The sequence below is a fragment of the Candidatus Protochlamydia phocaeensis genome (assembly GCF_001545115.1).
Classification (GTDB): Bacteria; Chlamydiota; Chlamydiia; order Chlamydiales; family Parachlamydiaceae; genus Protochlamydia_A; species Protochlamydia_A phocaeensis.
The window spans coordinates 156592-176003 of record NZ_FCNU01000028.1; the positions used below are offsets into that span (position 1 = coordinate 156592).

Here is a 19412-nt window from a genome sequence, read left to right on the forward strand (position 1 = left end):
GTTTAGGAATTTGAAAAGCCGGCAGGAGGGGTATGGGAATCGTGAGGAAGGGTGAATTCCTTGCAAATGGCGCGCCAAAGAAGAGCTTTTAATTGAGGGTCTTTGAGATAGAGATTCAAATCGGAAAGGAGCAATAAAGGGGTTTGATGTAAAAAATGCTTAGCTTGCTTGGGCACTTCTCGGTAATGCTTCATTAAGCCTGGCTGCAGATATAAGCCATAATCGCTAGCAATCACTAATCGCAAATGCGGCTCTCTTAAAATAGTTTCCCATTGCTTCTCTTTTTCTAGCTGAACTCCCGATAAAACACGTGCCGGAGCTAGCCGTAGACTGATCGCTTGAGCCACATTTTTTAAAAAAGTCAAATGCTTGTCTTGATCGTTGAAAGATAAAATGATAATCGGAGGAATGACTTTTTCTTGGTACCAAGCATTTTTAACCTTTTTTGCAATCTTATCATCTGGAATGTTGTCACAGAGAGGATAATGAGGAAAAAGCTCTCTTAATGTTTGCTTGAAGCTTAGATCTAAAGTTGGAAAAGAAGTTGCAGATAACGGCTCTAATTGCAAGGGCCTTTTGTCGCGCACAATTTGCGGAGGCTGGGGGTCTGGCGAAGGCGACTGCGGAGGCGTAGTGGGTGGAAGGGGATCTGGAAAAGGATGCTCAGGAGGGTTAACAGGCGGAAGAGGATCGGGAGAAGGCAGAATCGGTCCTGGTTGTGGTTGAGGGTCGGGTGAAGGCGACTGTACTGCCGGCTGACGGCCAGGCAGCGGGCGATTTAAAGCAATGGGTTGAGGAGGTGGCGAATCTTTAGAATAAGGGGCAGAAGAAAGGGATCGCTTCATTCCTGCTTGGAAAAAAGAATGATTCGAAGGAGCTGCTAAACAGAAAGGCTTATCTTTAAGGGGATGCTCTCTTAGCAGGAAAATTTGAGTTAAAGCGACAAGCTCTTGATAACGATGCTTTAAAGATGTCATATTAATTCACTAATTCCCGATTAATTTTATCTAAAAGATGGTCAAACCCTCTTAATTTATACCGATCAGATAAAAGCTGATGAGTAGCTTGTTTCTTCGCCAACGCTTTAAAGAATTTTGCCGTCCCTTCTATTCCATAAATCGTTGCTAGTTGCTTTTGCTTGCGTAGTAAAAAGAAAAGAACGTTTTCATTATCTACATATAAATTGACCACGCGTGGTATTTGCTTAGTCATGCTATTTAGACAACTGTGCAAGCTGTTAATCGTACGGCGTAAATGAGATAACAAAGCGGTCGGATTTTGCGAAGGTTTACAGGTTTTAAGCGAATGAATAAATTCCAAATAATACATGGCTTTTAACCAAGCCCGATGGACATGGCTATGCAACGTTAGATGTAAATGGTCCAAATTCGATTGGTTATAAGAAAACTGCTCGCAATAATCTTTTAACTTTGTCAAAGGCCCTTTTGTCCATCCGGAAATAAATAAAGGATCATGGCGGGAAGGCTGGCCTAATAACTGGCTAAAGAATTGAAAGAAAGAATGAAGCGAATCTTCAAATAAATCAATGGAAAGCAAACAACTATCAGCCAAATATTTAATTTGGCAAATCAATTGATGCGTACAGACAAATTCGGCAACTACAAATTGAACGAGTAGCGAATTATCTTGATAATACGCATTGAAATGTTGGTCCGGCTCTTGGATTTGTGTTAACACTGTCCTCAACCGTCTTCCATTTGCGTTGAATATACCACAAGAATGAGAAAAAACTAAATAGAAAAGTGTGAAGAATGATCGCAAAATCTTTTATAGACAAAAGATATCCTTAATCATTTCTACTAAATTCACTGATTTGCAAGGGCAAAATGAAATGTTTATGAGCAGATTGGACGGCCGCACGGCCAAAAGGCCGTGCAGTTGACTGAAGTAAAACTCTTAAGAGTTCCTTTCTATCAGCAAGAACTAGCCAATTAGAATTGGCCTTTCTTTTGTGTGGGATTCTTTGTAGAAGATTGATTTGGTTTTTGCTGTGGTTGTTTTTGCTGAGTTGGATTTTGTTTTTGTGGCTGTTGTTGTTTCTTATCCATGATTTTCTCCTTAAAATATTTTAATCGTCGCATGTCCCTAAAGTAAGCTGACTTTGCCGCTTTAGACCCATAACACTGAAACGATTATGTGTTTAATTTACACGTAACTATCTATTCCCTGTTGCCGATATCGTTGTCAATAAAAAATTTTTTAACCATGTTTTTTCGGTGGCAAAATTTAAAATTTTAAATTTTTAACTTATTGATTATTAACGATTAATATGAAAAATAATTTTTTTTAAATTTTTTGCAAAAGATCTCTTTTTGAACCAATTCTTGAATGGGTGAGGTAAATTCCTGCTTAAAATTGTTTGAGGACTTTTTTTTGGTGAAATTCATCTTTTAGGCTATCCCAGACCGCGATTTATTTTGAATTTTGCCGCGCTTTGTTTGTTTTTAATTTTAAAAGCGCATGGCGAAGGGAAATGCGTTTTAAAACCTAGCTAGAATGAGAAAATGAGGGTTTCCTTTACTGAAAGGGCCTGTGAGGGCTAATAAAGGCAGAGAACATTTAAAAACCATCCGCCAAAAATTCATATCTGGGCGGATGATTGGCGATTAGCCCTCAAATAGAGACAGCTGAAAATCTGTTTGAGGGACTTTTAATTTGGCCGAAGCCGGGCGCTTGATTCGAGAAGGCTCGAAAGCGCTCTTGCGATTGGCATTTTCTTCTAAATGCTCTAAAATATCCTTTGCACGTTGGATGACTGCTGAGGGAAGGCCTGCAAGACGTGCAACGTGGATGCCATAGCTTTTATCCGTTCCACCTTTGACAATTTTGCGCAGGAAGGTGATATGGTCTTCAGCCTCATGCACGGCAACATTATAGTTCACTGCTCCCGGAACTTTTTCTTCCAATTTGGTAAGCTCCCAGTAATGAGTGGCAAATAGCGTTTTGGCCATGCGGTTTTCTGTAGTGAGCAAGTATTCGGCTACCGACCAGGCGATCGAAATGCCGTCGTAAGTGCTTGTGCCGCGGCCGATCTCATCCAAGATGACAAGGGAGCGGGATGTGACATTGTTGAGGATGTTGGCCGTTTCGCTCATCTCGACCATGAAGGTGGACTGTCCTCGGGATAAGTCATCGCTTGCTCCAATGCGGGTGAAGACTTTGTCGACAAGCCCGATATGGGCCCGCTTGGCAGGCACAAAGGAGCCCATCTGAGCCAAAATAACGATGAGGGCAACTTGGCGCAGATAAGTGGATTTTCCGGCCATGTTTGGGCCGGTAATAAGCAGAAGCCTGCTATGCTGGTCATCTAAATGGGTATCATTCGGAACAAATTTTTCCCGCATGCATGCCGCCTCGATGACGGGATGGCGTCCTTCTTCGATGTCCAATGCAAAGCCTTCATCCACTTTTGGACAGGTGTAATGCATCTTTTGCGCAACTTCCGCTAAAGTGCTTAAGCAATCTAGCCGCGCTAAGGCTTGAGCGATGCTTAGGACGGCTTGGGTATAGTGGGAAATATCTGCTCTTAATTGATGGAATAATTCGCTTTCAATTGACTCGATCCGTTCTTCGGCAGTCAAAACTTTGCTTTCATAGTCTTTTAGTTCGGGTGTGATATAGCGTTCAGCATTGACAAGCGTTTGACGACGAATAAAAGTGGCCGGCATTTTTTCTGATTGCCCGCGGCTCACTTCAATATAGTAGCCGAACATCTTGTTAAATCCGACTTTTAAAGTCTTAATTCCCGTTTCTTCGCGAATTTGCGTTTGATAGCGAGCCATCCACGCTTTACTGTCACGGCTGATTTCGCGAAGCTCGTCCAATTCGCGGTGATAGCCGTCTCGAAAAGTCTTTCCCTCTCCTAATCTTAATGGCGGCTCGTCTACAAGAGCTTGAGCAATGAGTTGGTTCATATGGGGCAATGGATCCAACTTGTTAGCCTCGCTTTGAATCCAAGATGAAGGAAGCGAAGCCAAAAGGGCTTTGATCTCTTGGATGGGTTGGAAAGAATGATGTAAAGCCACAAGGTCGCGCGGAGTCGCATACCCGGCGCTGACTTTCATCATTAGGCGTTCCAAGTCGCGAATATGGATGAGCCTTTCCCTAAACTGATAGAGGCGGTCTTCGTGGTCTAAAAAGGCCTGGATGCCATTTTGCCTGTGACGAATTTCCTCTACGCTCAAAAGAGGCTGCTTGACCCAATGCTGCAGGAGACGTGCACCCATGGGAGTGGCTGTTTGGTCGAGGACTCCAAGCAGGGTATTGCGGCGGCTGCCGTCTTGCAGCGAATGCGTCAATTCCAGATTGCGTTGTGTCATGCGGTCTAACAGCAAGAATTGAGAGGTGGAATAAGGGCGCATATCTTGGATGTGCTCAATCGGCAGGCACAGCGCATCTTTGAGATAACGCAGAAGCGCTCCGGCCGCATTGATGGCTGCCACCATTCCATTCAAGCCGAATCCATCCAAAGAATGGACTTGAAAGTGTTGAACCAAGAAATCATAAGCTGTTTGATGCTCAAAATGCCAGTCTTCTTGCGTATTGAGCAAAAAGGCATAGGTTTGATGAATCTCGTCAAATAAGCTACCGTATTTTTCTTTAAATTTTTGCGAAGTGAGAAATTCGGCAGGATGCAAACGATAAAGCTCGTTCAAAAGATCCCTTTCATGCATAAATTCACTGACGCAGAATTCTCCAGTCGTCAGATCTAAAAAGGCCAATCCAAAGACTTGGCCCGTACGATGCAGAGCTGCAAAGAAATTATTGTTTTTGTCAGATAATAAATTTGAATTGATGACAGTGCCTGGAGTAACGACCCGGACAATTTCCCGTTTGACCAATCCCTTGGCTTTCTTAGGATCTTCAACTTGTTCAGCGACAGCGACGCGGAAGCCTTTGGCAACAAGCTTATCGATGTAGGTTTCGCTAGTATGAAAGGGCACGCCGCTCATGGGAATGTCTTGCCGGCGCGTCAAAGTCAAATCCAACTCTTTTGCCAGTAAATGGGCATCTTCATAAAAAGCTTCATAAAAATCTCCCATGCGGAAGAGAAGCACGGCATCGGGCGCCATTTTTTTGCAAGCATGCCATTGCACCATCATAGGTGTAGGAGAAGCTTTATTTTCATCAAAAGAAAGAGACTGAATGGGTGAAGGGGAAGTTTGCATAAAATATTTAAATAAAATTTTTGATTTTCTGCCGAATGATAAAGAACGGTAAGTATAAAGGGTCTGGAATAAAAAAGGCAATCGAACACTTGGATTAAGAAGAAGGCAGCCAAAGCAAACGGGCGCATTTGACAATTAGCAATTGCCTTCCTGCTAGAATGCGCGAAGTCTTAAGGCTAGAGAAGTTAGGACGTAAAGGATCTAAATTGGATCAAATTAGCATGCTTAGTAACTTTTTGCATTTGAATGGGCGTTTGATTGATCTGAATTGCAAAAGATGAGTGATTGAATGCAGATTTAGTGGGGAAAAGGTAAAAAGAGTGCCTATGAGGATTGATCCTAATAACAAAAGTCATCCGGCCTGCTTGGTCTGTTCCTCACATCATTGAGTAGAACTCCTGTATAGGAAAAGAGGCTGAACAGAAAGCGGAGTTTGAATTATTGTTTTCTTTTAAAAGTTAAAGTTTATTATTTAAAAAGTGTTATTGTGAATAACTTAACTAAAATATCAAATTAAGGTGTTATAAAGCTTTAACGTAATTGCTTGATCATTCACGAGATTAATAACCTGAGTTTGGAGTTTTATTGCCCTTTAAACATTTGTTTATCTCCGAGGCTTTGACGCAGTCGAAAGACAAAAACTCCACCCTCGGGTTGATAGTAACTAGTTTAATTTCAAATAGCCTATCATTTGCTCTATGACTTTTGCCATCTTAGCTCCCTTCATTTTTTGAGCGTCCTTCCTGCCATTAAAGAAGAGAGGCTGCTTTATTATTTAGGTTTGAGGTTTGCTTCAATGCCTTTGCTGCAAAAGATTGTTCGTACCGTAGACCTGCTTTTAAATGACATAGGGGATAATTTTATAGGGTACTTTTTGGCAATACGCTTGCCAATCATCGCCATATTTCTTGGCACAGCGCCTATCGTCTCTGAAGGCTCTTTCTGCCAGTAAAATAGTCAAAAAGAGGACATAGAAATAAGGCAAAAAGTGATGAAAAAGGGCTGGAACAGTCCAACAAAAGGCGCCTACTATTTCCGGTATATAGTGGAAATGGCGCGAGAGACCCCACCAGCCAGAAGCAAGGAGGACATTTTGTTTGCGTTCGCCCCTTTCTGTCGTATAACGGGCAACCGTAAGAAGAGGAGGCTTTCCCCAAATTGTACATTGACCGGCGCTTGCACGCACGATCTGCCTTTGCCTATCCGCCCAATAGTTGATTAAAATGCTGGCAGCTCCTACGCCGAAAATCAGGCTAGCTAAAACAGGGCCTAAATGAACAGGATGATTGACCAAATAGAGGGTTGGAGAGGTGTAGATGCCGGGCACCCATACCAAGCATCCCCAGCAAATATAATAGCCTGCTCGGTCATGCATGATATCCAAAGATCTCAGATATCCTGTTTCCCAAATGAAAAATTTGGTGATATAAATCAATTGAAGTGCAATGGAAACGACCATGGAGTCGCTCAACCCGTATAGCTCTTGCTGTTTAGAAGCAAAAGATAAAATAATTAAAGGCCATCCCATCATGGCAAAGCGGCAATTGGTGAACATCTTGACATCCCAGCCAAAGATCCGCGGATAGAGCTCCATTCCCCAATAATAGTCGAAAATAAAGTTGCCGGATCCTCCAACATCACTGCTTGAAGGAAAAAAATGGCCTTTCATCCATAGGAACAAACAAAAGAAAAGGCTGAAAATATTTAATGCTCCTAAAAGACCTCCAAAGTGATCATAGATAATCGTAGGAGAGAAGAGCTTTAAGTAAAAAGAGCATGTGATGAACATAAAAAGTGTTATGGCAAAGGCCGGTAACCCATTTGCACGGTAGAGGGGAATATTTCCCGCTGGTGTGATAGGGCCTTCATAACGCTTGCCCGGTAAGAGGCGCATTAAAGCTAATTCAAAACCGGCAAAAACGCCTAAAATTTTCCAGGCTTCAGGCGTTCCAAAAAAGTAGGGAAACCAGATCGTAGAAAAAGTTTTCCATAAGCCCTGCTCTGTCACAAATTGCCCGAATCTAAGAAAAGAACCGTCTAGAAAGACATTGGTATACCAAAAGGCAAATACGGCGGGCGGGCAAACTAGAATAAGAAAGAGAGGGCCGATGAATTGACGAAAGTATTGCGTTTGCTTATTGATAAGGAGACGATCTGAGACCATATCTATTCCCTTGCCTATAAATTTATAAATTCCCTGCACCAATAGCAGAATGATCTAATAAAATTATAGGAATTTTTAATAAAGGGATTAAAAGAAATGCTTCAGTTTTTTAATACCTACCTCAGGAGCATAAGTAAAATAGTGCAGTTTTTTTAAAGAGGTGACAAAATAAAAGAATGTCGTCGCATTTGAATCCTAACGGAAATTTGCCTTTGATTATTTGAACTCGATTTTTTTCAATGCGGCAATGATTGATTTTGAAATAACCCCTTACTTTAAGAGGAGGCAAAGCAATGACATCCTCATTAATTGAGAACCAAAATAAAGTCCAAAGTTATCGCGTGCGCATGATCCAGGAAAAATCCGGACATGCCTCTTCCTTGGATCCTAAAGATAATGTTACAGTAGGCGCGTTGGAAGATTTGAATCTTGAAGATTTTTTTAATTTTGATCCCACCTATTCTGAAGAGGAAATATTTGATGTGTTGTTAGCGGAAAACGAGGAGCACCTGCCTCAAGAAGCGATAGAATGGATAAAGAATGCCAAAGCTCCTCATAGCACTCTTAATTGGTTAAAGATAGGCCATTTACAAATCTACTATCAGCTTAGACGAGCATTGATCATTGGACCGCTCCAGCAATTCAGAGGAGAAGAAATCATTATAGGCCTAGCCGGCTTCATGTCGCTATTCCGCAGGCTCTCTAAATTGGAGACAGAAGTTGAAACCGATTTGGGACTCGCTAAATCCGATGTCGTTCTATTAGAAGATGTAAAGGGTGCTCCTCTCAAGTCTTGGCAGCACGCCAATGATCGCGCGAAAGTCAATGCCCTGCGCCGCCTTCACTACTTGCAGCTTAAAAAAAGGTTGGAATTTCCCAATCCAGGGTTAAGTAAAACAGTTAAGATTCTTTTCAATGCACTTAAAGAACAAGAAGAAATCTCTTTACGCTTAGATTGGATAGAAGAGAGCCTAAAAGTTTGTGAGAATTTATATGAAGTTGCCAATAGCCGAATTGCCAACTTTAGCTATTTTTATCGAACCTATAAAAGCGAACTTTTGATCTTCTCTCTTTTGCTGGTTCAAGCCATTACTATTGCAATCGCTCTTTGGTAAAGGCAAATTGCTCATTCATGAAACTAAAGATCTTAGGAACGCGCGGCGAGATTGAGGAATCCCTTCCCTATCACGCCAAGCATAGCGGCGTGCTGATAGATGACGAGCTTCTTTTAGATATAGGAGAAAAAAGCTTTCTCGCTTTGCATCCGCGCTGGATCTTTATTACGCATTTGCATCCCGACCATGCTTATTTTGTGCGCTGGGGACAAGAAGAAACGCCTTCAACAGACGCACAAATTTATGCTCCCGAAAAGCCGGAAAACGAACAGGCTAGCTCTGTCATTCGCCTGATTGACCAGCCTATCCAGGTGGGACCTTACTCAATTATTCCCATTCCTACTCATCATAGTAAGCGCGTCAAATCGCAAGGCTATCTTGTCAAAAAAGGGGCGCTTGCCCTGTTATATACGGGCGATCTTGTTTGGATCGATAAAGCGTATCATTCTCTTTTCGACCATTTAGATTTAGTCATTACGGAAGCGAGCTTCATGCGCAAAGGAGGAATGATAAGAAAAGATAAGGAAACCGGCGCACTGTACGGTCATACAGGCATCCCTAATTTATTGGACTTGTTTAAACCCTATACCAAGCAAATTCTCTTTCTCCATTTTGGAGCTTGGTTTTATAAAGATACAAAAGCTTCCCGCCAGGCGCTAAGCACTTTAGCGCAAGAAAAAGACATGAAGGCGATCATTGGATACGATGGACTAGAATTGGATTTAGGGCGAATCGCCAATTAACCGCTGAACTTTATTCGAATTTTTTCTAAGCGAAATACTCAAAATCAGTTTGTTAAAAAATCCTCTAAGAGCGGACTCTTATCGTCTTCTTAAATTAAAATATTTTATTGATACATATCTCAATAAGGTATACATCTGCTAAAAAAGGGGGAATGGTATGAGAGCGCTTGTATTTCATCATCCTAAAAAAGTTCAAGTCGATCAAGTTCCGGATCCAACTATTCAAAAAGGAACAGATCTCATTTTAAAGGTCACCTCTACTGCCATTTGCGGATCGGATCTTCATATCTATAATGGATTTTTTCCTCAAAAACGAGACATGGTCTTAGGCCATGAATTTATGGGAATTGTAGAAGAAGTAGGAGCGGAGGTTAATCACCTTAAGAAAGGCGATCGAGTGGTCGTTCCGTTTCCTATTGCTTGTGGGCATTGTTTTTTTTGCAATAAAGGCCTGAGTGTCCATTGCGAAAATTCCAATAGCAATTATGGGCCGGAAGGGGGACTGTTGAAAGAAAAAGGCGCCGCCCTTTTTGGTTATACGGATTTATACGGAGGCTATGAAGGGGGCCAAGCGGAATATGTCCGCGTGCCCTATGCTAACTTTGGGCCGCGAAAGATTGAAAGCGATTTAAAAGATGAAGAAGTCCTTTTCTTAACGGATATTTTTCCTACAGGATGGGCGGCTATTGACTGGGCGGAATTGAAAGGAGGAGAGACAGTTGCCGTTTTCGGCTGCGGGCCTGTCGGGATTATGGCACAGAAATCAGCTTGGCTAAGAGGGGCAAAGAGAGTAATTGGAATCGATCTGCTCGACTATCGTTTGGAGATTGCGCGTAAAACAGCTAAATCTGAGACATTGAATATTAGTGAAGTCAATGTCATTGAAGCCATCCGTGATATGACAGAAGGAAGAGGGGCAGATGTGTGTGTAGATGCTGTAGGAATGGAGGCTAATCGGAACTGGTTAGAAAAAGCATCCAATATGCTGCATATGCAAGCGGGGACTATTAAAGTGATCGACTACTGTTGCAGCGCTGTCCGCCGCGGGGGAGTGGTTTCCATTGTCGGCGTCTATGGAACAAACTATGCTAACTTTCCTCTCGGACAAATTTTTGATAAAGGCTTGTCTTTGCGCATGAGCCAAGCTCCTGTACAACGCTATATTGATGAATTATTACAGCTTGTCAAGGATAAGAAAGTCGTTTTAGATGATATCATTACGCATACGCTTCCTTTGGAACAAGCGCCCTATGCTTATGATATTTTCTGTGAAAAGAAAGACGATTGTCTCAAAGTAGTTTTAAAGCCATAAGGTAAGGGGAGAATAGCAGGATAATGCGTAAACAGCTTTCTCTCTGGTTCATTTGCGTTATTTTCTTGTGGTTCTACGCGGGGCTTTATGCGGAGAAACAACGCATCGCTGTTATTGGAGCGGGGGGAGCCGGACTGACAACGGCCTGGCTTTTAGATCAAGAGCATGCCGTGACTTTATTTGAAGCGCAAGAGCGCTTGGGCGGCCACGCCAATTCTATTGAGATCAATGTCAATGGAACTTTAGTTCCCATTGAAGCCGGCTTTGAATTTATCTCTCCTGCCCACTTTCCCTACTTTTACAACTTATTGAAAAATATTTTGAATGTCCCTTTGCATGAATACACGCTAACAACTTCTTTTTACCGGACGGATGGAAGCGATGTGCTGCTGCTTCCTCCCATTCACGATGGCCAAATCGAATGGCATTCCCTTTCGCCCCATGATATCTTCACGATGCTGGAATTTGAGTACTTGCTTGAAAAGGGAAAATCTTTGCTTGCCGTTCAAGATGTAGGGATTGCCCTCGAAGATTTCCTCTCTCCTTTATTGCTGACACAAAATTTTAAGGAGGAATTTCTCTATCCTTTCTTGGCTGCCGGGTGGGGAGTAAGCAAGGAAGATATGAAAAAATTTGCCGCCTATAATGCCATGAAATATGTAGTAGAAGGCAAGGAGACTAAACATTATACTTGGATTGAAATTGCCGGAGGCACGCAAAGATATATTCAGTCTCTCGCTTCGCAGCTTGAGGGGACGCAAGTCAAGCTGGGCGCAAAAATTGCAAAGATTACCTATGAGGGCGGCTTATACACGATCTTGGAAAAGGATGGAACAAGCTCGCAATTTGATCATCTTGTCATTGCAACCAATGCCAAACAGGCTTCACAGCTTTTAGCCCATATTCCGGAAGCCTTATATATCCGCTCTATTCTTGGGCGCATCAAGTATTTCGATACGACCATCGCTATTCATGGAGACAAGCGCTTTATGCCTGATTCAGAGCAAGATTGGCGAGTTGTCAATGTAAGATATGATGGCCAAAATAGTGCGACAACGGTCTATAAGAAATGGCTGAGCCCCTCCAATCCAATTTTTAAATCCTGGATCACTTATGATGTGCGTCCTTCCCAGGATAAGGAAGGCCCTCTTCCTGACCCCTTATACGCTCTTGCCTATTATGAGCATCCTCTAGCAGACTTAAATTACTTTCAAGTCCAGAAAGCTCTTGGAATGGTTCAGGGAGAGCAAAATCTGTGGTTTGCCGGAAATTATACGCATGACAATGACTCGCATGAGAGCGCCATTGTCTCAGCAATCAACATAGCCCAGCAATTGGCTCCCCAAGCCGAGAGGCTGGCTAAAATCACTGCCATCTCGGGTGACTAGTAAAGGGAAAAAATTGCTTTATCTGATCTGGCATTTAATTTAAACTTCTTCTATTTCATCTTTTTATGCTGCATAAAGAGCTTTGATTTTTCTAAACCATTTAGAATGCCTTCAACATTTCATGTTTTAACCAAGCATAAGAGAGGGTAAATTTGGCCGGTCAGCAAATCCTATTGGCATTTTGGAAAAGGCTTTCCCTAGTCAATCAATTGACTTTTCAGGCAAGAACGCATTCTCAGCATGCGGATGGGTGGAATGGACAAGGAGCAGGGAGTGTTTCCATTACTAGAGAGGGGGCATGCGCCTTGATTTTTAATGAAAAAGGGAGCTGGCAGAACAAAAGAAGAGAAGTCTTTAATTTTAGTAACGCCTTCCGCTGGACGTTGGATCAGCAAGGCGAAATGATTTCCTTGGAGCATCTCAGAAAGGGGAGAGATCGTCCAGTTTTTCTCTTCCATTTGGTTCCTTCAGGCAGGGCGTCTTTGGTATCTGTTAAGGCTCATCTATGCGCTGAAGATAAATATGAAGGGTATTTTTACTTAGGCAACCATAACTTGTGCCTAAGTTGGCGCGTGATCGGCCCCAAGAAAAATGAAGAAATGGATTATTTTTACTCCTAATTCGGCCGCAACATCGCTTAGGAAGGCTAGATAGCGATTGCGAAATCTAGCCTAAATGGAGCATTAGCGCGGACATTCAAGGTAAGCGGCAAAAAAATCGTTTACATTGAAAGGCTCAATCAACCCATCAAAATCTTCTTCATCTTCTATTTCAGGAGAAGCGTCTTTGCTTAACCGGGATAATAGCCATTGATTATTTAAGTGGCTGGCTAAGGAGTGGGCGGATTCTCCCGTTTGATTTTCGTGCTCTAATGTTTGCCTAAAGGAAGGAAGCTTTTCTAGTTTTTCCCACAAGGTGGCATAGCCATAGTTTAAAGGCTTAACAGAGGATGCAATGAAAAAGGTGATAAAAAGCATGGCAAGCGTGTTGCCCTCGTCATCTTTTTCTTCCCCTTTACAGCCTGCTAACAAGCAATCTAAAAAGAGGAAATTATCGGCATGATTAATTAAATGTTTAAATAGATAACATTTTTCTTCTGCAGAAAAAATGGTAAGAAAACTCTTTAATTTCGAGATCAGCTTATCAGGCGTTTTTTCGGACTTTACCCAGTTAATTAAAGCGTGTAAAGCCTCTTCTTTTGGAATGCGCGCTTCTTTAATGAGAGAATCCATTAACTCAAATTCTCCTCCGATGAGACAAGCGGATAAAGGGCCTCCTAAATCATCCGTTACATCAGCTTGAGCTCCCTTGTCCAGGAGCTGATGAACAAGATCGCATTTGCCGAAATAGCAAGCGGCAGTTAAGGGAAAAATTGCTTTTTTCCTTGCGCGAGGCTTATCTCCATCGGCAAGATGGCAAACGGCCTTTTCGGATAGAAAAGAGGGATGATCAGCCATGAATTCGCTTGCCTCGTTTGGCCGTGCGGTATGGATCATGAGCAAATGATCAATAAACGTCGCCCTGTCAGTGGAAGGTATTTGAAAGCCGAGATGGGAGAGGCGTAAAGGGCGGTCGCAGGCTAAAAGAAATTCATTTTCGCAAGGAGAAACGAGATTGCTGCTGCCGGGCAAAATTCCCGCAATTGTCACCTGCTCTTCTAAGTTATCCATGTCTGGTAAAAGAGTCGAACACATTGAAGAATCTAGAAGGCGCCTTTGCTGACGATCTTTTTCATCGTGAATGGCATGCAGCATCTCGTGAAAAAGGCTGATCTCTAAGTCTTTCTTGATTAATTTTAATTTTCCCTCTTGATTTAAAGACAAATAATAAGATGTCTCATTCGGATTAATTAAAATAACATCCTCTCTACAAATATTGCCTTTGGTCTCATCTTTTTGAATATCAATTTTAATGACTTTATTATTGGCTATCAATTGCTTGAGCAGGGACCTGCCGGGCTTAACTGTGGCAATTCGGTCAATCGCTTTAGTAATGAGCACTTGAAAAGCGTCATCCATGTATTGAACTTGAATAAAGGGAAAAACTCTGTTGCTAATCTCTTGAGCTTTTAATTCCAGGTCTTGAAGGGATCGGCTAGGCTTTTCAACTACTTTGGCATGAAGATGATCGACATACTGATCAAATTTAAAGTGAATATTAAAAGATGCGTTCATAATAATTTATTGATTGTTTGATTGGTGTTAGTTTAGATTTTTTTTGTATTTTTTATTAATAGCTAATTAATCAAAGGGTTTTAATTTTTGTAATACTGATTTACGCATCTATAAAACGTTAAAAAAAGCCATTAAACGTTAATTTTGTTGTTCAAAGGTAAGTCTCATTTTTTTATCATTATTAAAATAATATAATTATATTTATTAGTATTTTAATAGGTTTATTCTTAAATTAAAAGTAAAAGTTGAATTGATTTTATTATGTGTAATAGGAAACTAATAAAATAGAATAATCAGGATTCCTATCTCATCTCTAGTTGCCATTCCTTTAAGAGAGCCTGTTCTTTCTCTCGTTCCATGCCTGCTTTTCTTTCAGACCTGCTTCGGCCGGCATTCCATTTTAAAATAGCAGATAGCGTTTCGTCCAGTGGCCGGAAGGAGAGGCCTGCTTGTATGGCTTTAGAAACATCGACGCTTAAAAAGCCGGGCATGTGGCGTTTGCGGGAGAGCCAAAGGGGAAGCTCGATCCAATCTTGTACCTGATGGGCATGAAGAAAATCTTCGCTTACCCAATGGAGGATGCATGTTTTTTGGCTAAGGGATTGACAAGCGTTTAATAATTGCCCAAAGGTCAAAGGAGCGAGAGGGCCTGTGGCATTGTAAACGCCTGTTGCCTGTTCCTCCACCATTTTGACTATCCATTTAACCAAGTCGCGTACGTCAATTAACTGGATGGGAGCGCTTGGATCGCCTGGAGCAAGAATATCTCCGCCATCCGCCAAGCGGACGGGCCAATAGGTCAATCGGTCTGTTGGGTCGAGAGGGCCGACAATCAGTCCTGGACGAATGATTAAAGAATTGGGAAAATAGCTTTGTATGGTTGTTTCGCAACGGGCTTTTAAAGCCCCGTAGGTTTTCTCGTTAATGTCTTCAGTCGCCTCATCATCTAGCTGGGCAACAGAATCACCTTCCGTCATGCCGAACCGATGAAAATTTTCATAGACGCTGATGGAAGAAATGAACGTATAGTGATCTGTTGCTTGAGCTAAAATTTTTGATGACGCTTCTACCACGCGAGGAAGATACCCTGAAGTGTCAATAATCGCATCCCATTTGCGTCCTCGCAAGGCATGCAGGTTTCCATCTCGATCGCCTTGCAGTTTTTCAACTTCCGGAAATAGGGCAGGATTATGCTGCCCGCGATTGAACAATGTCACTTCATGTCCCTGCTCTTGAAGTTCTTCTACAAGATGAGGGCCTAAGAAGCCTGTTCCGCCAAGGATAAGCACTTTGAGAATTAGAGTTTTCATATAGTATGTTCCTATAGACAAACGAAGGGCGAAGTATAGCAAGAGGGGATTAAAATCGAGCTATTCTTTATCTGCATGATTCCATGCCGCTTCAATGGCTTCTAATGAAAGGTTTTTTGTTTCAGGCACTAAAAAATAAGAAAAGATCCAAGCCAATATCCCAATTAACCCGTAAAGCCAAAAAGTGGCCGCTATGCCTAGTAATTTGATCAAACTTAGAAAAGTCAAGGCGATCGCTAAATTGGCAAGCCAATTAGCAAAGGTCGCGACGCTCATCGCTGTGCCTCTAATATGAAGAGGGTAAATTTCGGCAATTAAAAGCCAAAAAATGGGGCCTAGGCTGATGGAAAAGGAAATGACATATAGCGTGAGCATGGACAGGGTTAATACTCCCAAATAATGGCTTAAATGAGGAAAGGAAAAGAATATTCCTAAGCAGCCTAAGCTGAAAACCATACCTGCCAGGCCTACTAGTAATAAGAGGCGTCTACCGGCTTTATCTAGCAGCCAAAGGGCAATGCAAGTAGATAAGACATTGATGATGCCAATTAAACCAGTGGCTAAGATGGCATCTGACGCAACTGTAAAACCGGCCCACTCAAAAATCATGGGAGCGTAATAGATAATCGTATTAATTCCGGTCAGTTGTTGAAAAATAGCCAGGCCGATTCCGATGAGAAGCGCCCTTTTTAGCCAGGGCGTCATAGCTTGAGCCAAGCTGACATGAGCAGACTTAGTATAGTTTTGGATGTCTTCCAATTCCTGAAGGGCTTTTTCCTGTCCGTGAATGAATATGAGCACTTGCCTGGATTGGTCAATAAATCCTTTTTTGGCAAGCCATCGGGGGCTTTCCGGTAAAAAAAACATTCCCAGTCCAAAAATGATGGCGGGCAACGTGCCTAATCCAATCATCCATCTCCATGCTCCTATCGGGGCTAAAGAATAATCGACAAGATAAGCGAGCACAATGCCAAGGGTAATGGCCAATTGGTTGAGCGAAACGAGCATTCCTCTTATAGAGGCGGGAGAAATTTCGGCTAAATAAAGGGGCGTTGCCATTGATGACATGCCAATGGCAATTCCGACTAGAATGCGGCTGAATATCAGCCAAGCAGAGCTGCTGGCAAGGGCGGATCCCAAAGAGCCTAAAATGAATAAAAGTGCGGTGCCTAATAAGAGCTTTTTGCGTCCCATGTAATCGGATAAAACGCCCGCGCATGATGCCCCTAAAATGGCTCCAAGAAGAACCGCGCTGACAACCATTTCAATAGAAAAAGTTGATAGCGCGAATTCTTTGCGGATGAAAAGGATCGCCCCTGAGATGACGCCGGTATCATATCCAAATAACAGTCCTCCCAGAGCTGCGAAGCCGGCTGCGCTTGCCAGATAGAGGCGCCTGTTCATTTACTCTGCCTTTAAAACAGGCGAAGGGTTTCTTTCCGAGAATTGCCGCTGGTGCCAATAGGGATAGGAAGGCTGGCGGGCGCTGACAGCATCAAGCCTTGCCACCTGATCAGCTGTTAGGTTCCAACCGATCGCTCCTAGGTTCTGTTGAAGCTGTTCTTCATTTCTGGCGCCTAAGACGATATTGGCAACGGTTGGGCGCTGCAAAATCCAGTTCAGCGCTATTTGAGGAACGGTCTTTCCTGTTTCTTTGGCAATTTCATCCAGTACATCGACGACGGTGTAAAGATATTCATCATCAACAGGCGGTCCGCCAACGGCTCCGCCGGTCTTTAATCTGCCTTCGGGAAGCGGTTGCCCGCGTCGAACTTTTCCCGTCAGCCTGCCCCAACCAAGCGGACTCCAGGCCATCAGGCATACGCCTTGATCTATTCCTAACGGCATCAGTTCTTCTTCATAGTCGCGTCCGATCAAGGAATAATAGCCTTGATAGACGACATAGCGGGCCCATCCATATTTTTCTGAAATGGCAAGCGACTTCATCACATGCCAGCCGGAAAAATTGGAACACCCGATGTAGCGGATTTTCCCGCTTTGGACTAAATGATCTAAAGTGCTCAACGTTTCTTCGATAGGAGTGAGGGCATCAAAGCCATGCAAGAAATAAATGTCGATATAATCTGTTTGCAGCCTTTTTAAGCTGGTCTCAACCGATTGGATCAAATGATAGCGGGAAGATCCGGCATCATTCGGTCCTTCTCCCACCCTAAAGGTTGATTTAGTCGATATTAAGGCTCTATGGCGTTTTCCTTTAATGGCTTGCCCTAGGATCTCTTCTGAGCTGCCTTGAGAATAAACATCGGCTGTGTCAAATAGATTAATGCCGGCGTCCAGACATATATCTATCAGTTTTTTAGCCTCTTCTACATCCGTTTCGCCCCAGCGCTTAAAAAATTCATTGGAGCCTCCGAAAGTCGCTGTTCCAAAGCTTAAAACGGGCACTTTAAGCCCCGATCTTCCCAATTGACGGTATTCCATGCAAATCCTTTGATTAAGTTTGTGTAATTCACATTTAAGAAATATTAAGTAAGGAAATACTGCAATTAAATTTTTAAAAAATTGGTTTATAATTGAAGTATAACCCTTGCACGAGAGAATGCTATTCTGTATGGACGGCAGCCGTTGGATAAGAGATTCGATGGGCAGATGGAGAGAGTTCATATTTTCAGCATTTCTAGGAAATAGTTGCGACGGTGAAAAAAGCGTTGCTTTATGAAAAGTTTTTGTTTGCTTATCACATGCAACGGATGCCGAACATCGACAGTGTCAAAGCGGGAGAATAATTCCAGATATCGGTTAGTATGAATTTAGGGATACGCCTAAGCTTTCAGGCGAAAGGACTGCATGTAATGGTAGAAATCTTTTTTTACAGACTGTCCTTCTTGCTTGGGATTGAAAGTTAACTTATAGACATAAGAAACGCGCCATGTTTTTCTATCCGGAGGAATCCTTGATTCCTCGATTCCATGAACGATATTTCCTTCAAATAAGACCATGCGCATGTGTCGGCATTCTTCCCGCAATGCGATTTCTCCATTGCTCTGACAGAAAATTGTCCCCATTCCATATTCAGGTTTAAAATTTTCCTCCGCTACATAAACCATTAATGTGACAAGCCAAGGCCTACCAGGGCTTCCATTAATAAACTGAGTGGGATGATAAGACTTTTCAGATGGATATAAAATGGGAATTTCAAAAGGAATCCCTTCTTCCGGGCAATAATCATCATGCTTACCCTTCGTCATCGTATCGGACGAGACGCTTTCCAGGCGATTAGTGGCAACGGCAGACAAGCAAGCATCCTCATAGCAAATATTCCAAGGCTGGGTGGCAATATCTGCTCCTATGCTATAAGCAAATAGTCCTAGCAGTTGATAGACCTCTTGTATGGCTTGAGGAGGATTAGTAAAAAAATTCCACCTCTCCCTTTTATCCATAGCGCGGGCAGGCTCTTCTCCTCCTTCTCTGCTGGTATAGCTAGCAAAAGTCCTTTTGCTAAATTCGGCCTGTTCTGTAAACGTACGCAGATCTTGGCTTGTTTGATAAGCGAAGAAATCGTCTAAAATGTAAATATCTCTTTCTTCAATAGCGGCATGCTGCACTGAACTTTCTTGCAGTTTTTCCTTAATGGCAGGGAAGGGGTGGGGTTGAAAGTGAAAAATGAGCATATTCGTATTGGCATTATTAAAGAGCTCATTTGCTAAGACAGCTTGATCGGGCCTCAGATTGAAATCTTCTGGAACAGGGTCGTCCGTACTCATAGGACATTGCCTCATGCATAATTGTTTGCACTCAACGAGTGTGCTTATAAATTCATATTGGCCTAGAAGCGAAAATATTTTCTTTCTATGCAACGGCATAAAATAGCGGACTATATTAGTCAATATTGTCCTGCTATTTTATGTTGTTTTCTTAGCAATTCGCAGATGCAGCCTAACCTAAAAATTAATTTTGATCTTTTCTTTTTATTTGCCTTCTTGAATGGGTATAGGCCGTCTTTTTACTTTTAATCTCAAAGCCATTCGCCTCAATGAGTTACAAAAAAAATATTGA

14 protein-coding genes are annotated in these 19412 nt (G+C 42.4%); 5 read left to right on the forward strand and 9 right to left on the reverse strand.

Annotated features, from left to right (window positions below; genetic code table 11):
* Positions 1-2: 2 nt before the first annotated feature.
* The 4 genes from BN3769_RS10235 to BN3769_RS10250 form a co-directional block, all read right to left on the reverse strand.
* Positions 3-977 carry a hypothetical protein gene (locus BN3769_RS10235; protein ID WP_068470215.1) on the reverse strand — a complete coding sequence of 325 codons (975 nt, stop codon included), beginning with the start codon at positions 975-977 and terminating at the stop codon, positions 3-5.
* 1 nt (position 978) lies between these two features.
* The gene (locus BN3769_RS10240; protein ID WP_068470217.1) at positions 979-1698 is read right to left on the reverse strand and encodes a hypothetical protein; all 720 of its coding nucleotides are present in this window, start codon (positions 1696-1698) and stop codon (positions 979-981) included.
* Positions 1699-2627: 929 nt separating this feature from the next.
* The gene (gene mutS, locus BN3769_RS10245) at positions 2628-5189 is read right to left on the reverse strand and encodes a DNA mismatch repair protein MutS (RefSeq protein ID WP_068470493.1); all 2562 of its coding nucleotides are present in this window, start codon (positions 5187-5189) and stop codon (positions 2628-2630) included.
* A gap of 838 nt (positions 5190-6027) precedes the next feature.
* Entirely contained in the window at positions 6028-7353 is a 1326-nt protein-coding gene (locus BN3769_RS10250) for a phosphatidylethanolamine N-methyltransferase family domain-containing protein (RefSeq protein WP_068470219.1), read from the reverse strand.
* A gap of 293 nt (positions 7354-7646) precedes the next feature.
* Here BN3769_RS10250 and BN3769_RS10255 point away from each other — a divergent pair, with 293 nt between their 5' ends.
* The 5 genes from BN3769_RS10255 to BN3769_RS10275 all read left to right on the forward strand — a co-directional run bounded on the left by BN3769_RS10255 (position 7647) and on the right by BN3769_RS10275 (position 12531).
* The gene (locus tag BN3769_RS10255) at positions 7647-8468 is read left to right on the forward strand and encodes a hypothetical protein (RefSeq protein WP_068470221.1); all 822 of its coding nucleotides are present in this window, start codon (positions 7647-7649) and stop codon (positions 8466-8468) included.
* Between the two features lie 17 nt (positions 8469-8485).
* Positions 8486-9211 carry an MBL fold metallo-hydrolase gene (locus BN3769_RS10260; protein WP_068470225.1) on the forward strand — a complete coding sequence of 242 codons (726 nt, stop codon included), beginning with the start codon at positions 8486-8488 and terminating at the stop codon, positions 9209-9211.
* Between the two features lie 157 nt (positions 9212-9368).
* Entirely contained in the window at positions 9369-10523 is a 1155-nt protein-coding gene (locus tag BN3769_RS10265; RefSeq protein WP_068470227.1) for a zinc-dependent alcohol dehydrogenase, read from the forward strand.
* Between the two features lie 23 nt (positions 10524-10546).
* The gene (locus tag BN3769_RS10270) at positions 10547-11911 is read left to right on the forward strand and encodes an FAD-dependent oxidoreductase (protein ID WP_068470228.1); all 1365 of its coding nucleotides are present in this window, start codon (positions 10547-10549) and stop codon (positions 11909-11911) included.
* 152 nt (positions 11912-12063) lie between these two features.
* Positions 12064-12531, forward strand: coding sequence for a DUF6314 family protein (locus BN3769_RS10275; RefSeq protein WP_068470231.1), 468 nt, complete (start codon positions 12064-12066; stop codon positions 12529-12531).
* Between the two features lie 63 nt (positions 12532-12594).
* Here BN3769_RS10275 and BN3769_RS10280 read toward each other — a convergent pair whose 3' ends face one another.
* From BN3769_RS10280 to BN3769_RS10300, 5 genes are all read right to left on the reverse strand, one after another.
* Positions 12595-14085 (reverse strand): hypothetical protein, encoded by a 1491-nt coding sequence (locus BN3769_RS10280; RefSeq protein WP_068470232.1) that lies wholly within the window; start codon positions 14083-14085, stop codon positions 12595-12597.
* Positions 14086-14387: 302 nt separating this feature from the next.
* A complete protein-coding gene (locus tag BN3769_RS10285) occupies positions 14388-15395 on the reverse strand; it encodes an SDR family oxidoreductase (RefSeq protein ID WP_068470235.1) in 1008 nt (335 codons plus the stop codon).
* Positions 15396-15455: 60 nt separating this feature from the next.
* Positions 15456-16799 (reverse strand): sugar porter family MFS transporter, encoded by a 1344-nt coding sequence (locus tag BN3769_RS10290; RefSeq protein ID WP_068470236.1) that lies wholly within the window; start codon positions 16797-16799, stop codon positions 15456-15458.
* On the reverse strand, positions 16800-17837 hold the full coding sequence (locus BN3769_RS10295; RefSeq protein WP_068470237.1) for an aldo/keto reductase: 1038 nt from the start codon (positions 17835-17837) through the stop codon (positions 16800-16802).
* A 341-nt stretch (positions 17838-18178) separates the two neighbouring features.
* The gene (locus tag BN3769_RS10300; protein WP_068470238.1) at positions 18179-19120 is read right to left on the reverse strand and encodes a hypothetical protein; all 942 of its coding nucleotides are present in this window, start codon (positions 19118-19120) and stop codon (positions 18179-18181) included.
* Between the last annotated feature and the right edge of the window lie 292 nt (positions 19121-19412).

Bases quoted from the DNA above. Each gene is read 5' to 3' on its own strand.
- BN3769_RS10250 (WP_068470219.1), bottom strand. From the start codon at position 7,353: ATGGTCTCAGATCGTCTCCTTATCAATAAGCAAACGCAATACTTTCGT.
- BN3769_RS10270 (WP_068470228.1), top strand. From the start codon at position 10,547: ATGCGTAAACAGCTTTCTCTCTGGTTCATTTGCGTTATTTTCTTGTGG.
- mutS (WP_068470493.1), bottom strand. From the start codon at position 5,189: ATGCAAACTTCCCCTTCACCCATTCAGTCTCTTTCTTTTGATGAAAAT.
- BN3769_RS10295 (WP_068470237.1), bottom strand. From the start codon at position 17,837: ATGGAATACCGTCAATTGGGAAGATCGGGGCTTAAAGTGCCCGTTTTA.
- BN3769_RS10285 (WP_068470235.1), bottom strand. From the start codon at position 15,395: ATGAAAACTCTAATTCTCAAAGTGCTTATCCTTGGCGGAACAGGCTTC.
- BN3769_RS10265 (WP_068470227.1), top strand. From the start codon at position 9,369: ATGAGAGCGCTTGTATTTCATCATCCTAAAAAAGTTCAAGTCGATCAA.
- BN3769_RS10255 (WP_068470221.1), top strand. From the start codon at position 7,647: ATGACATCCTCATTAATTGAGAACCAAAATAAAGTCCAAAGTTATCGC.
- BN3769_RS10260 (WP_068470225.1), top strand. From the start codon at position 8,486: ATGAAACTAAAGATCTTAGGAACGCGCGGCGAGATTGAGGAATCCCTT.
- BN3769_RS10290 (WP_068470236.1), bottom strand. From the start codon at position 16,799: ATGAACAGGCGCCTCTATCTGGCAAGCGCAGCCGGCTTCGCAGCTCTG.
- BN3769_RS10235 (WP_068470215.1), bottom strand. From the start codon at position 977: ATGACATCTTTAAAGCATCGTTATCAAGAGCTTGTCGCTTTAACTCAA.
- BN3769_RS10280 (WP_068470232.1), bottom strand. From the start codon at position 14,085: ATGAACGCATCTTTTAATATTCACTTTAAATTTGATCAGTATGTCGAT.
- BN3769_RS10300 (WP_068470238.1), bottom strand. From the start codon at position 19,120: ATGAGTACGGACGACCCTGTTCCAGAAGATTTCAATCTGAGGCCCGAT.